The sequence below is a fragment of the Kitasatospora sp. NPDC059146 genome, from assembly GCF_042786665.1.
Classification (GTDB): domain Bacteria; phylum Actinomycetota; class Actinomycetes; order Streptomycetales; family Streptomycetaceae; genus Kitasatospora.
In genome coordinates this window covers 135997-150754 of record NZ_JBHZCY010000002.1, presented here as the reverse complement: position 1 = coordinate 150754, position 14758 = coordinate 135997, and the positions used below count along the sequence as shown (strand labels likewise).

Annotated in this window: 6 protein-coding genes; 3 read left to right on the top strand and 3 right to left on the bottom strand. The window is 74.3% G+C overall.

What is annotated here, in order from left to right; all coding sequences use genetic code 11:
• Positions 1–39: 39 nt before the first annotated feature.
• Together ACFXPX_RS01540 and ACFXPX_RS01535 are read right to left on the bottom strand one after the other, a co-directional pair.
• Positions 40–8268, bottom strand: a complete 8229-nt coding sequence (locus ACFXPX_RS01540) for an amino acid adenylation domain-containing protein (protein ID WP_380639105.1) — start codon at positions 8266–8268, stop codon at positions 40–42.
• Positions 8269–8444: 176 nt separating this feature from the next.
• Complete coding sequence (locus ACFXPX_RS01535; protein WP_380529504.1) at positions 8445–9272, bottom strand: aminotransferase class IV; 828 nt, start codon at positions 9270–9272, stop codon at positions 8445–8447.
• A gap of 392 nt (positions 9273–9664) precedes the next feature.
• Between ACFXPX_RS01535 and ACFXPX_RS01530 the strand changes: the two genes are divergently transcribed.
• Positions 9665–11203, top strand: a complete 1539-nt coding sequence (locus ACFXPX_RS01530; protein ID WP_380639103.1) for an amino acid adenylation domain-containing protein — start codon at positions 9665–9667, stop codon at positions 11201–11203.
• 81 nt (positions 11204–11284) lie between these two features.
• On the opposite strand, the gene ACFXPX_RS01525 is transcribed toward ACFXPX_RS01530, so the two are convergent.
• Complete coding sequence (locus tag ACFXPX_RS01525) at positions 11285–12121, bottom strand: class I SAM-dependent methyltransferase (RefSeq protein WP_375890326.1); 837 nt, start codon at positions 12119–12121, stop codon at positions 11285–11287.
• A 210-nt stretch (positions 12122–12331) separates the two neighbouring features.
• On the opposite strand from ACFXPX_RS01525, the gene ACFXPX_RS01520 reads away from it, so the two are divergent.
• Together ACFXPX_RS01520 and ACFXPX_RS01515 are read left to right on the top strand one after the other, a co-directional pair.
• Positions 12332–13495, top strand: a complete 1164-nt coding sequence (locus ACFXPX_RS01520) for an alpha-hydroxy-acid oxidizing protein (RefSeq protein WP_380587249.1) — start codon at positions 12332–12334, stop codon at positions 13493–13495.
• Positions 13496–13648: 153 nt separating this feature from the next.
• Positions 13649–14335, top strand: a complete 687-nt coding sequence (locus ACFXPX_RS01515) for a hypothetical protein (protein WP_380639100.1) — start codon at positions 13649–13651, stop codon at positions 14333–14335.
• The last annotated feature ends 423 nt before the right edge of the window (positions 14336–14758 follow it).

The window sequence follows — 14758 nt, the reverse complement described above, 5'->3', positions numbered from 1 at the left end:
CGGGCGTCTCCGGTCGTCGCGTGGTGTCGCTCGGTGGGGTCATCGGGCAGCACGCCGTCGGCGCTGGATCCGGGGGCGTTCGGCCGCCCGGTCATCGGCGGGCGGTTCACGCCGTTCGATCTCCGCGGCGAGCCCGGCCACGGTGGCGGTGGCGAACAGGTCGCGCAGCCGCAGGTCCCGGGCGAAGGCCCGGTTGACCCGGGTGATCAGCCGGGTGGCCAGCAGGGAGTGGCCGCCCAGCCGGACGAAGTCGTCGTGCACGCCGACGCGTTCCACCCCGAGCAGGTCGGCCCAGAGCTCGCACAGCCGCCGTTCGGCGTCGTTGCGCGGCGCCACGTACGCGTCGCCGGCCGGTGCCGAGCGGGGGTCGGGCAGCCGCCCGCGGTCGACCTTGCCGTTGGGGGTGAGCGGCAGCGCCTCCAGCAGCACCAGCTGGGTGGGCACGGCGGCTTCGGGCAGCTCGGCGGCCAGGGTCGCACGGAGTTCGGCGACCAGGCCGCGCTCCAGCTCCGCCAGCAGCGGCGTGTTGGTCGGGCGGTCGCGGCGCGGCGCCACCGGGACGTCGGGCACGCCCGCCAGGGTGTGCGGGACGAAGGCCACGTCGAAGGCGCCGAGCGGGTGTTCGGCGGCCCAACTGGCGTGGGCCCGGTAGCCGTACCGCTCCGCGAGGGCGCTGAGCACCTCGACGTCCGCCTCCGGCACCCCGGCGCCGTCGGCCTCGCCGCCGAGGAGGAGCCGTTCCCGGGCCAGCCGCGCGTTGGCGACCCGGCGCAGGCCGAACGCCGCGCCGGTGCCGAACCGGCGCTCCAGCGCGGCGAGTTCGAGCGGCCCGGCACCCCCGTCGGTCCGGCCGTCGGCCCCTTCGATCCAGTCGACCTCGACGGTCGGGGCGGTCGCGCCGACGTGCAGCACCGCGTCGTAGCGGAAGCGGGTCAGCTCGTTGTGGACGGCTCCCCGGCGCAGCAGGACCTCGGCCCGGGTGACGCCGAGCTCCGCAAGACCGGTGAAGTAGCCCGGGGCGAGCAGGAGTTCCTTCTCCTGCGACCGTCCGTGCGCCACCGCCTCCTCGACCGTCGAACCCGCCAGGGTGCCGCGGTGGTCGGCGACCGAGGCGTACATCGCGGCGGCCAGGTCGAGGTGCCGTACGTCGCCGACCAGCACCCGGCCCGCCCCGTCGAGCACCGCGACGGCCCCGGCGAGCACCTGGTCGAGGTAGGCGCGGCTGGGGAAGTACTGGACGACCGAGTTGAGCACCACCAGGTCGAAGCGCTCGTCGCCGAGCCGGCCCAGATCGTCGGCCGGGGCCTGCACCAACCGCACGTCGCAGCCCGCGAGTCCGGGGGCGGACAGCACGCCTTCGCGGACCCGGTCGAGGGCCGCGGCGGACACGTCGGTGCCCACGTAGCGGTCGCAGTGCGGGGCCAGGCGGCCCAGCAGGAGGCCGGTGCCGCAGCCGATCTCCAGGATCCGCCGGGCGCCCAGCGACCGGATCCGCTCGACCGTGGTGTCGATCCACTCCAGCATCTCGCCGTCCGGCATCGGCCCGCCGGTGTAACTGCTGTTCCACCCGGCCAGGTTGAGCAGTCCGGGGGCGGCTTCGGCAGCCTCGGCACCGTCGGCGCCGGAGTAGACCGAGGACCAGACGTCCTCCCAGTGGGCCACCTGGGCGCGGTGCAGTGCGGCGGAGCGCCGGGCGAGCGCGCCGGCGGCGAGCGTGACGTAGCCGACGAGTTCCCCGCCGCGCTCGGGGTGGCGGTGCAGCGCGGCGATCCCCTTGCCGACGTCCGGGTGCCGTTCGAGGAGGTTCTCGACCTCGCCGAGTTCGATCCGGTGCCCGCGGATCTTGACCTGGTGGTCGAGGCGTCCGAGGTACTCGACCCGGCCGTGCTCGTCGATCCGGGCGAGGTCGCCGGTCCGGTACATCGGGCCGCCGTCGGCCGGGTCGCGGACGAAGCGCTCGGCGGTCAGTCCGGGCCGGTCGCGGTAGCCGGCCGCCACGCCGCCGCCGGCGATGCACAACTCCCCGGCCACGCCGCGCGGTACGGGGGCCAGGTGGGCGTCCAGCACGTACATCCGGGTGTCGGCGGTGGGCGTGCCGAGCCGGACCGGCTCGCCCGGCTCGACCCGGGCGCAGGAGGACCAGACGGTCGTCTCCGTGGGGCCGTACATGTTCCACAGTTCGCGGCAGGCGGCCCGCAGCGGCGCCACCAGCGGGCCCGGCAGCGGCTCGCCGCCGCACAGCGCCCTGAGGTCGGCCTTCCCGCGCCAGCCCGCGTCCAGCAGTTGCGCCCACTGGGACGGGGTCGCCTGCATGACCGTGATGTCGTGCGCCTCCAGCCGGCCGGCCAGGGCCAGCGGGTCCCGCGTGACGGCGTCCGGGGCGACCACCACCCGGGCGCCCTGGCGCAGCGGCAGGAACAGCTCCAGGGCCGCGATGTCGAAGCCGACGGCGGTGGTGGCGAGCAGCCGGTCGGCGGCCCCGAGGCCGGGGCTCCCGGCCATCCCCGCCAGCAGGTTGTCCAGGTTGCGGTGCCGGACCAGGACGCCCTTGGGCCGCCCGGTGGAGCCGGAGGTGTGGATCAGGTAGGCGGCCGACTCCGGGTCGGGTGTCGGGGCGGCGCCGGGCCAGGGGGTGCGCGCGGGCGTGATCCCGTCCAGGTCCAGCGTGCGGGTGCCCGCGGGCAGGGTGTCGCGGGTGTCCGCGTCGCAGAGCACCAGGGCGGCCCCGCCGTCGTCGAGCAGGAAGCGTTCGCGGTCGGCCGGGGCCCGGCCGTCGAGCGGGAGGTAGGCGGCTCCGGCCGCCATGACGCCCAGCAGGGCCGCGGGCAGCCGGGCGTCCCGGCGCACCTTCACCCCGACCACGTCGCCGGGGCCCGCGCCCGCCTCCCGCAGGGCGGCCGCGACGGCCGCGGTCAGTTCGGCCAGCTCGCGGTAGCCGAGGGTGCGCGTGGCGTCCGTGACCGCCGGGGCGTCCGGGGTGCGGGCCGCGTGCTCCCACACCCGGTCGAGGAGCGCGGCGCGGTCGGCCGGCGGCGGGCCGGCCAGGGCGAGGCCGTCCCGTTCGGCGGCGTCCAGCAGGGGCGCCTGGTACGGGGCGTCGCCGGACCGGGCCATGGCCGTCAGCGCCGCCAGGTAGTAGCGGCCGAAGTCGTCGATCTGCTCGGCGGTGAAGCAGTCCGGGTCGTGGGCGAGGGTGAGTTCGCTGTCGTACGGCCAGCCGCGGTAGAAGGTGGCGCAGAGCGCGAAGTTCATCACGTCGCGGTGCTCCATCCCGCGGATCCGCACCGCCCGCAGCTGCTCGGCGGCCCGGGTGTAGACGTGGAAGTCCACGTAGTTGAACGCGACGTCGAACAGGCCGCCCGAGACGCAGTGCCGCTTGATCTCCGAGACGGGGTACCGGCGGTGCGGCACGACGGCGAGTTCGGTGTCCGCGACCGCGCGCACCAGGTCCCGCCACCGGCCGCCGCGCAGGTCGAGCCGCAGCGGGACGGCGTTGAGGAACAGGCCGACCACCCGGTCCGCGTCCAGGGTCTCCGGACGGCCGTTCATGACGACCCCCGAGACCACGTCCGTCTGCCCGCAGATCATCGACAGCACCCGGAAGTGGGCCGCCAGGAAGAGCTGCCGGACCGGTACGTCCAGCTCCGCGGCGAGCGCGTCCAGCGCGCCCACCAGCTCCCGGGGGAGCGCGTACCTGCGCAGCTCGCGGGTGCCGAGGCGGTCGGCGTCCCGCAGCGGGCGGCGGGTCGGCAGCCGTACGGTCTCGGCGTCGCCCAGGTAGGAGGACCAGAACGCCCGCTGGTCCGGGTCGGCCACCGCGGCGCGTTCCAGCGCGACGAACTCGGCGTAGTCGGCCCGGGGCGCCGCGATCGGCTCGCCCTCCCCGGTGAGCCGCCGCTGGTAGTCGAGCAGCAGCTCGGTGACCATCGACGCCAGGCTCCAGCCGTCGGCGATCGCGTGGTGGAGCCGCAGCCCGACGGCGAACCGGCCCTCGTCCAGGAGCATGACGTCCACGGTGAACAGCGGTGCCCGCTGGGCGTCGAAGGGCGCCGAGAGGTCGTTCCGCCAGTCCGTCAGGCGCCGGCGCCGCACGGCGTCCGGCACCGCCCGCCAGTCCGCCACCGTCAGCGCGGGCTCGACGGCCCGCTCGACCAGTTGCAGCGGCTCCCGGAAGGCGGCCAGCTCGAAGCGGGCCCGGAGGAGGGGGTGGCGCTCGACCAGCCCGGCGAGCGCGGCACGGAACGCCTCCGTGGCGAAGCGGCCCTCGATCTCGTAGACGAAGGCGTCCCAGTACATCGCGCCGGTCCGGTCGAGCTGGGTGTGGTAGACCATGCCGGACTGCAGGGTGGTCAGCGGGAACGCGCTCTCGATCCCCGCCGGGAGGGCGCGCCGGTCGGCCTCCGTCAGCAGCTCGGAGCCGGGGCGGCGGCCGGACTCGGTGGGGGACGCGGAACCGTCGACGGTGGCGGTCCGGCCGGCGGTGGCCGCGAAGTCGCGCAGCCTGGGCGTGCGGAGCAGGTCGCGCAGCTCCACCGTCCAGCCGGCCTCGCGGGCCAGCGCCAGCACCCGGAGGCTGAGGATCGAGTCGCCGCCGAGGGCGAAGAAGCTGTCGTCGCGTCCGACGGCCTCCGCCCGGAGGACCTCGCGCCAGACCTGGGCCATCGCGTGCTCGGCCTCGGTCCGGGGGCGGGCGTCGGGCGGGGTGTCGGGCGCGGGATCGGTAGCGGCAGCGGTAGCGGCAGCGGTTGCCTCGGGTTCCTGCTCGGACGGCCCCCGGGCGTCGAGCACGCCGAGGTGCTCGACCGTCCCGTCGGGGCGCAGCCGGGCCCGTTGCCCCGTGCGCATCAGCCACTGCCCCTCGGCCCACGGGGCCTGCACGAGCCGGCCCGCCGGTTCCTGGCCCGCCGGCACGATCCCGGCCAGGCACAGCTCCCCCGGTGCGCCGTGCGGCACCGGGGCCAACGTCCGGTCCAGCACGTACAACCGCGCGTTCCCGGGGGGCTGTTCCGCATCGCGAGCCGGTGCGCCGGGCAGCTCCGGGAGGAGGTCGGAGGCGCCGTCCGCCCACAGCCCGATCAGGCGCTCGAAGAGTCCGCTCACCCCCTCCGCCCGGAAGGCGCTGACGGCGCCGCGCGCGAAGGCGAAGAGCACCTCGCAGCCGCCGTCCCGGCCCTCCAGCACGTTGACGGTGACCGGGTACTCGGTCGTCTCCAGCGTTTCGCTTGCGACCACCGACAGCCGCCCGACGGTGAGCGGGGTCCATTCCCGGTCGAAGGAGAGCAGGCAGTCGAAGAGCGGGCGGTCCGGGCCCGCCCCCGCCATCCGCTGGAGGTCCTTGAGCGGAACGTGGTCCAGCTCCGCCGTCCGGGCGTTGGCCTCCTGCACGGAGCGGGCGACCGCGGTCAGCGAGTCGTGGGCGCCCGGGACGACCGCGACCGGCACGGTGACCACGAAGGTGCCCACCGCCTCCTGCGCCCCGGCCGGCTGGAGGCCGCGCCCGCCCTGGGTCAGGCCGAAGACGACCCGGTCGGCCTGGGTGTAGGCCTGCGCCACCCGGCACCAGACGGCCTGCACCAGGCTGCTCGGCGTGATCCCGGCCCGGCGGCAGCGCCGGACGACGGCGGACCAGCGGTCCGGGTCCAGGTGCAGGGCGGTCGACAGGTGCGCGCCGTCGGCCCCGTGGCCGTGGCCGCCGTCGCCACCGTCCGGTCGGTCGGCCACCAGGGACGCGGCCGGTTCCCCGCCGTTACCGCCCAGGTGGTCCCGCCAGAACGCCTGCGCCGGCTCTCCGGCGGGGCGGCGGGTCCAGGACACGTAGTCGCCGAACCGCAGGACCGGCTCCCCCGCGACGGCCGGGTCCCCGTCGTAGCGGCGCAGGACCCGCCGGAGCAGCAGCGGGATGCTCAGGCCGTCGAGGAGCAGGTGGTGGAAGGTGAGCAGGAGCCGGGCGGCCCCTGCGCCGAAATCGATCAGGTCGAGCCGCAGGGGCGGTGCCGCGTCGAACTCCAGCCCCTCCTCGAAGCGGGCCGCGCTCAGCTCCTGGTAGGCCTCCTCGGCGGCCCGCCGCCCCAACTCCCGCCAGTCATGGGCCTCCCAGCGCAGGACGGGCCCGGCGAGGACGGCCTGGAACGGGAACGGACCGTGCCACGCGAACACCGACCGCAACAGGTCCTGGCTCGCGACCTCCTCCTCCCACGCCCGGCGGAAGGCCTCCTGGTCCAGCTCCCCGCGCAGGTCGCACAGGATGCGGATCAGATAGTCCCCGCTCTCCGGCGCGGTGAGCGACCGCACCAGCATGCCCTCCTGGACGGAGCTGAGCGGGTACGCGTCCTGCACCCGCGCGACGTCCAACCCGCCGCCGCGCAGCAGCTGTTCCGCGTTCGGCAGCTGGGCGAAGCGTTCCGGGGCCCCGGCCGGTGACCGGCCCTCCCCCGGGGCGGCCCCGGGCACCGCCAGGCCGGTCGTCACCAGCTCCCGGACGGTCGGGTTCGCGAACAGCGCCGACATCCGGTAGGAGATGCCGGCCTCCCGGGCCCGGCTCACGGTGCGGACGGCGAGCACCGAGTTGCCGCCGCTGGCGAAGAAGTCGCTCTCCGCGGTCAGGCCGGGTTCGTCCAGGACGTCCCGCCAGATGTCCAGCAGCGCCGCCTCGACGGCGGCGGGCCCGTCGTCGGCTCCGCCGGTGGGTTCCTGCGCGGTTCCGACCGCGGGTCGGTGCGCGCTCACGGTTGCGGTTCCACCGGTCGGGCGCCGGTCGAGGAGTGCCAACAGGGCCTGCCGGTCCACCTTTCCGGTCGTCCCCTGCGGCAGCGCCGCCACCTCGGTCCACACCGCGGGCACCATGTACGCCGGGAGTTCGGTGGCCAGCCCGGCCCGGACCTCGGCCGGGGTCCGTCCCGCCGGGGTGTAGAACGCCGCCAGCCGTACCGGGTCCCCGTCGTCCACGACGACCTTGATCTCGTCGACGAGCCCGAGCGAGCGCGCGGCCTCCTCGATCTCCCCGAGCTCGATCCGGTGGCCGTGCACCTTCACCTGGTCGTCGACCCGGCCGTGGTACAGCAGGCAGCCGTCGGCGTTCCAGGAGGCGAGGTCGCCGGTCCGGTACCGGCCGCCGGCGAACTTCTCCGCCGTCAGCTCCGGGTTGTTCCAGTACCCGGTGGCCAGGTGCGGGCCGCCGATGAAGAGCTCGCCCGCCCGCCCGGGTTCGGTGACGGGAGTCCCGTCCTCGTCCTCGATGCTCAGCTCCACCTCCGGGAGCGGCGTGCCCAGGTGCACCGCGTCCCCGGCGCGCAGGTCCGCCACCGACACCACGACCGTCGCCTCGGTCGGCCCGTACGCGTTGAACACCGTTCCGCGCCGGGCGAGTTGTTCCATGAGCGAGGGCGGCATCGCCTCGCCGCTGGACAGCATCCGCATGTCGGGGCCGCCCTGCCAGCCGACCAGGACGAGGGAGCGCCACTGGGTCGGGGTGGCGAAGGTGGCGTTCAGCGAGCGGGACTCCAGGAGGCCCCGCACCTCGTCGGGATCGCGGCGCTGGGCGTCGGAGGCGATGAAGGTCCGGCAGCCGAGGGCCAGCGGCAGGAACAGGTCGAGGATGCTCGCGTCGAACGCCACCGAGGACTGGGCGAGGAAGCGGTCCCGTCCGCTCAGCCGGAAGACGTGCTCGAAGGCCCCCAGGCGGGCGGCCAGCGCCCCGTGCGGCACCACGACGCCCTTCGGACGGCCGGTGCTCCCCGAGGTGTAGATCATGTACGCCGGGTGGGAGCCGTCCGGCGTGAAGTCCGCCACCGTCGGGTCCGGCGGCGCGAAGTCCGTTGCCGTGGAGTCCGCCGCCGTCAAGTCCGTTGCCCTGTCGGCCTCGTGGTCGCCGATGCCGAGCAGCAGTTGCCCGGAGGGGAAGCAGTCCCGCCGCCCGTTGTCCCCGTCGCAGACGACGGCCGCGGCCCGGGCGTCCGCCAGGATCGTACGGATCCGGTTGTCCGGCCACGAGACGTCGACCGGCACGTACACCGCACCGACCCGCAGCGTCGCCAGGAGCGCCACGGCGATCTCCACCCCGCGGCCGACGATCATGGCGACCCGGTCGCCCGGGACGACTCCCGCGCCGCGCAGGACGGCGGCCAGCTCTCCGCTCCGGACCGCCAGCTCCCGGCGGGTCAGCCGGCCCCCGTCGGACTCCACCGCGGTCCGGTCGGGATCCCGGCGGGCGTGTGCGAGGACGGCATCCACGAAGAACGGATGACTCGTTCCACGGCCAGGCAGTCGCATTCTCTCTCCTCGGCCGAGCTCCGGCGCTGACGAAGGAACGGGCACGCCGACGGAGTTCGCGGCGAGTTCTGCCGGAACGCCTTGGCGGTATTTCTGCGCGCGAATGTCACCCGGGTCGGCGGCGGGGACGGAACACCGTTTCCCGGGGTGGAACGCCTTGTCGGAGGAAGGGGGTTCTAGGAGGATTCCAGCAGCTTCGCGCTGCGTTCGGCGAAGGTTTCCCGCACCCGGGAGGTGACCGGTCCGGGTGCCGCCGGGAGCGCTTTTCCGTCCACCAGTCGAATCGGCTGGACGTCCCTCGTGGTGGAGGTCAGGAATGCCTCCTCGCAATTCGCGAACTGCTCGATCGGCAGGTCGGCCTCCTCGCCACCGGACCATTCCAGGACGAGTTCCCTGGTGATTCCGGCCAGGCACCCGGAGGAGAGCGGCGGGGTCGTCAGCCTCCCGTCCACGACCACGAAGACGTTGCTCCCCGTGCCTTCGCAGAGGTTCCCGGCCAGGTTGGCGAAGACCGCCTCGCCGGCCCCCCGTTGCCGGGCGTGGTCCAGGGCCTTGACGTTCTCGCCGTACGACGTGGTCTTCAAGCCGACGAGGGCACCGTTCTCGCACCGGGGCCACGGCACCACGGCCACGTCCGCGGGGGCCGGGAACGACCATCCCTCCGCGACGGCCACCACGGTGGTGGGCCCTTGGTCGCCGCGGTTCGAGGCCAGCGGGCCGACGCCGCTGGTGTGCGTGATCCGGATCCAGCCGACCGCCCACGCGGGGGCCGCGGCGAGCACGTCCCGGACGCCGCGTTCGACGGCGTCCAGGTCCGGGGCGGGGAGCCCGAGGCCCTCGGCGGAGCGCGCCAGGCGCTGCAGGTGGGGGGTCAGGACGAAGGGTCGGCCGTGACCGGCTCTGACCGTCTCGAAGACGCCGTCGCCCACGATCAGGCCGTGGTCGTACACCGATATCGAAGCTTCTTCCGGATCGAACAGCTCGCCGTTGATCCACACCTTCATGACCCCATGACCCCACTTTCGCCCAGGATTCGACAGGTGCCGGAAATCCGATAGCAAATGAAGTACGACGGTCGGACCAGAAGGGCGGTTCACGACTCGCCAGTTCCATGATCTTCAATAGATTAACATTCATGACCATGTCAGTCAATCCCGATACATCCCCCACCACCCGGCACACCCGGCTAACCCTCCCCCGCCCAGGAGCCGTCAGGAACCCCACGGGCCACCGCCGTTCCCGGTGTCACCGATGCCACCGGAAGCGATTCCCGTCGCGTCAAACCCGAGACGACGGCCACCGGCCCGAACTACAATCACCTCGGGCTCGCTGACCAGCAAAGACGTCGAAATACCGGTGAAATACGAACCGGGCCGCCTTCCCGAAGGAGTCCTCGTTGTCCGCTGCACCCGAAGAGCCAGGCACCGCGCCGACGTCCCTCCACGCCGCCTTCCGACGCGCCGCCGCCGACCACCCCGACCGCGTCGCCGTCCGCGACGGCCACCGGGAGCTGACCTACGCCGAACTCGACGCCGTGTCCGGCAGCCTGGCCGCCCACCTCCGGCGGACGGCCCGCGGCCCGTACGTCGGCCTGGCGCTCCGGCCGGGGCTCCACCTGGTCACCGCCGTGCTGGCCGTCCTGCGGGCTGGCAAGGCCTACGTCCCCGTCGACCCCGACAGCCCGCCGGAGCGGATGCGCCGGATCCTCGAACAGTTCCTCGCCCTGCCGCTCCTCGCGGAGGACGAGGTGCTCCCCGGACTGCCCGCGCTGCCCGGCGTCCGGCCGGTCCGGATCTCCGAGGCGATGGCGGCCGACGACGGCCTTCCGCCGCTCCCCTCCGCGGAGCCGCACCCGGAGTCCCCCGCCTACGTCATCTTCACCTCCGGCTCGACCGGCGTCCCCAAGGGCGTGGTCGTCAGCCACCACAACGTGCTGCGGCTCTTCCGCTCCTGCGCGCGGCACCTGGACTTCCGCCCGGACGACGTCTGGTGCCTGTTCCACTCCCCCGCCTTCGACTTCTCGGTGTGGGAGCTGTTCGGCCCCCTGCTCCACGGCGGCCGGCTGGAGATCGTGCCGCCCGGGACCAAGCGCACGCCCGCCGACTTCGCGCGGTTCCTCGGCGACCGGGCGGTCACCGTCCTCAACCAGACCCCGTCCGCCTTCCGGCAGTTGTGCACCGTCCTCACCCCCGAGCAGACGCACCGGCTGGCGCTGCGCCGGGTGGTCCTCGGCGGGGAGCGGCTCGACCCCGGCGCGCTGCGCCCGTGGTACGCTCTGGCCGGGGACGCGGTCGAGCTGATCAACATGTACGGCATCACCGAGACCACCGTGCACGTGACCTGCGCCAGGCTGTCGCCGCGCGACGCCGAGGCCGGCGGCCCCGGCACCATCGGCCGGCCGCTCCCGGACCTGGAGGTCCGCGTCGTCGACGAGCGGTTGCGGCCGGTCCCCGACGGCACCCCCGGTGAACTGCTGGTCTCCGGGGCCGGACTGGCGCTCGGCTACCTGGGCGACCCCGCGATGACGGCGGCCCGGTTCCGGGAGGACGTGGAACCCGGCCGCCGCTGGTACCGCTCCGGCGACGAGGTGCTGCGCACCGCCGACGGCGACCTGGTCTACCTCGGCCGGCTGGACCGGCAGACCAAACTCAACGGCTACCGGATCGAGTTGGGCGAGGTGGAGACCGCGCTCCGCGGCCTGCCCGGGGTCCTCGACTGCCATGTGCTGCTCGACACCGCCCCGCCCGCGCCGCGGCTGGTCGCCCACCTCGTGCTCGAGGAGGCCGTGCCCGTGGAGACCGTGCGCGACTCACTCGCGCGCACGCTCCCGGCCTACATGGTGCCGACCGTGTACGTGCCCGTGCCCGAACTCCCGCTCACCCTCAACGGCAAGGTCGACGAGAAGGCCCTGCTGGCCCGGTCGGCCCGCGGGTAGCCGCAACCGCAGCCGCAGCCGTACCGGCCGAGGCCCCCGGACCCGCAACCGGGGCCGGGGGCCTCGCCGTCGCCTCCGGCCTCAGGGGCGGACGGCGCTGACCAGCCAGACGTCCCCGGGGATCAGTACGCCCTCCGCCGTCTCGTGGCCCAGCAGCCCGTCCTTGAGCCCCTGCCGCGTCTGCTCGACGACCGCGTCGTCCGCGTCCTTGAGGTTGATCCGCACACCGCCCTGGCCGAGGATGAACTCGGCCGCGTCGTCGGCGTCCTGGCCGAAGTTCATCAGCGCCCGGACCGGCGCGATCTCCACGCCGTCGAACCCGGCCCCGCCGAGCACCTCGCGGATGCGGTCCGGCTCCAGCAGCGAGTCCATGCCCTGGGCGGTGGGCGCCGGGATCCGCATCAGCGGAACGAGCGCCGACGTGGCCCGCGCGATCGGGCTGTCGGCCGACCCCGCCTGCGGAACCATGAACACCAGCCGGCCGCCCTCCCGCAGCCCGGACCGGATGTTGGCGAACGCGGCCACCGGGTCCGAGAAGAACAGGCACCCGCCCCGGCTCAGCGCGACGTCGAACCCGCCGTCGGGGAACGGGTAGACCTGCGCGTCCCCCTCCGCGAACTCGACGTTCCCGACGCCCTGTTCGGCGGCGTCGGCGCGGGCCCGCGCCAGTGACGCCACCGACAGGTCCACTCCGAGCACCTGCCCCCCGGCCGCCTGCCGGGCGGCCAGCAGCGCGACCTGCCCGGTGCCGCAGCCCACGTCGAGCACCCGGTCCCCGGGGCCGATCGCGGCCCCCCGGAACAGGTCCTCGTTGAAGGCCTCCACGATCGCGTTGTACCGGTCCGCGTTCTCCGCCCGATGGGCGCCTTCCTCACCGTTCCAGGCCTCTGCGTGGTGCTTGTTCGCGATGGGACGCATGGTTTCCATCCTCCCCAAGGATCACTAGCGAGATCGACCACCACCAACAAGCTAGAGCATGAACATGCCCAAGGGAATGGGGCCGTCACGCCCCTCCACCGGGCCCCGCCACCCCCCCCCCCCCCACCCCCACCACCCGCCCCACGGGCGCCGTGCCCGGGGTACCTTCGCGACCGTTGGACCGACACCGACGAGGAAGGCCCGAGAACCATGGCGCAGCACTTCGGCGACTACCAGAACGAGATCTACCTCAACGGGCTCGGCGGCGTGCTGCCGACGATGCCGATGGCCTTCGCGGAGCTGGAGGCGCGGGCGCAGGCCGCGCTGCCGCCGTCGGTGCTGTCGTACGTCGCGGGCGGGGCCGGGGACGAGGCCACCCAGCGGGCGAACGTCGCCGCCTTCGAGCGCTGGGGCCTCTACCCGCGGATGATGGTCGGCGCGAAGGAGCGGGACCTGTCGGTGGAACTGTTCGGGCTGCGGCTGCCGTCGCCGCTGTTCATGGCCCCGGTCGGGGTGATCGGCCTGTGCGCCCAGGACGGCCACGGGGACCTCGCCACCGCCCGGGCCGCCGCCCGGACCGGCGTGCCGATGGTCGCCTCCACCCTCACCGTCGACCCGCTGGAGCAGGTCGCGGCCGAGTTCGGCGACACCCCCGGCTTCTTCCAGCTCTACACGCCCACCGACCGCGACCTCGCCGCCAGCCTGGTCCACCGCGCCGAGGCCGCCGGGTTCAAGGGCATCGTCGTCACCCTGGACACCTGGATCACCGGCTGGCGCCCGCGCGACCTGGCCGCCTCCAACTTCCCCCAGCTGCGCGGCCACTGCCTCGCCAACTACACCTCCGACCCGGTCTTCCGGGCCCGCCTCGCCAAGGCCCCGGAGGAGGACCCGGGCGCGGCCGTCCTGGAGTGGGTGGGCCTCTTCGGCAACCCGCTGACCTGGGACGACCTGCCCTGGCTGCGGTCCCTCACCGACCTGCCGATCATCCTCAAGGGCCTCTGCCACCCCGAGGACGTCCGCCGCGCCAGGGACGGCGGGGTCGACGGCGTCTACTGCTCCAACCACGGCGGCCGCCAGGCCGACGGCGGCCTGCCCGCGCTCGACGCGCTGCCCGGCGTGGTCGAGGCCGCGGCCGGCCTGCCCGTCCTGTTCGACTCCGGGGTGCGCACCGGCGCCGACGTCGTCAAGGCACTCGCCCTCGGCGCCACGGCGGTCGGCGTCGGCCGCCCGTACGCCTACGGGCTGGCGCTGGAGGGCACCGACGGCATCGTCCACGTCCTGCGCTCCCTGCTCGCCGAGGCCGACCTCCTCATGGCCGTCGACGGCTACCCGACCTTGGCCGACCTCACCCCCGAGGCGCTGGTCAGGCTCTGAGACGGGGACGCCCGGGCCCGGTCGGCCGTTCCCGGCCGGGCCCGAACGCGGCTGCCGCCGGGGCGAGTTCGCCGGATCCGGGCCCGGCCCGTCCAGGTGGGCCGGGAGCGCACGGCGCCCGGGGTTGTCGGCGGCCCCCGCTACGGTCCGGCCATGGACAACAGCGCCGCCCAGACCTCCCCGCACGCGTCCCACCACAGGCCCCCGGACGGCTCCCCGCACGGCTCCCGGGACGGCTCCCCGCACGAACCGCTGCCCGGGCGGGTCGGCCACGTCGCCGGGATCGAGTCGCTCACGCTCGACGGCCGCCGCCACTACTTCGCCTTCGACCACCGCAGCGACCTGGTCGTCTCGCCCCTCGTCGACGACCCGGACGCGATGGCCGCGTTCGCCGCCGCCCACCTGCGCCAGAGCGACGGCCCGCACGACCGGGCCTACTGGGCGGCCCTGGTGGCCGACGCCGCCGAGGCCTCCGCCCTGGTCGACGACGACGCCGAGCGGGAGTTCCGCACCGGCGCCCTGCGCACCGAACTCCCGGAGCCGGGCGGCCACTTGCTCTACCTCCTCGACGCCGCCACCGACCTCGACCCGGCCACCGACCTGCCCGCCGGACTCGCGCGGGCCTGCGAGCGCCTCGGCCACGCCGCGCCGGACGACGACGACTTCGCCGACACGGTCGACGACTGCCTGGAGACCGTCGCCACCCACGGCCCGTCGCACCACCCCGACGAATGGACGGTCGCCCGCGGCTACCTCACCGCCGCGATCGCCGCCCTCCCGGGCAACTGGGGGCTGCTGTTCACCCCCGTCGCCGAGGGCCTGGCCGCCCGCACCTCCTGAGGCCGTCGGCAATTCCGACATCCGCTCCGCCATCAGGCAGTCCGAGCATGAAATGTCGTCAATTCAACTAACTGAATGGCGAATACCGGCCGACGGGGGCGCGGACCCCCCGCCCCCGTCCGGCCGCCGGGAGATCCACCTCACCCTCCGCGCGTCATATCGCCGTAACACGGCAGCAATGAAGGCTCGGATCGTATCCATACCATTCGACGACAACTCAACCAGGGTTCCGAAGGCATATCCTGGTGATAGCCTTGCATTCTGCGAGCGGGTGACCCCACAGACCCCGATGTCGCATCAGCTGACGAACCATCCGCGCACCACTGAACCTCGGTGCGCACGCTCGGTCCGTTTCCCGAACCCATGGCCCGCCGCGTCGCACCGGAATCGAATTCCACCGACCGCCGGCTCCAAGATCGCCTC

Coding starts and splice junctions, on each gene's coding strand:
- ACFXPX_RS01540 (WP_380639105.1), bottom strand. CDS start 8,268: ATGCGACTGCCTGGCCGTGGAACGAGTCATCCGTTCTTCGTGGATGCC.
- ACFXPX_RS01515 (WP_380639100.1), top strand. CDS start 13,649: ATGGACAACAGCGCCGCCCAGACCTCCCCGCACGCGTCCCACCACAGG.
- ACFXPX_RS01525 (WP_375890326.1), bottom strand. CDS start 12,121: ATGCGTCCCATCGCGAACAAGCACCACGCAGAGGCCTGGAACGGTGAG.
- ACFXPX_RS01520 (WP_380587249.1), top strand. CDS start 12,332: ATGGCGCAGCACTTCGGCGACTACCAGAACGAGATCTACCTCAACGGG.
- ACFXPX_RS01535 (WP_380529504.1), bottom strand. CDS start 9,272: ATGAAGGTGTGGATCAACGGCGAGCTGTTCGATCCGGAAGAAGCTTCG.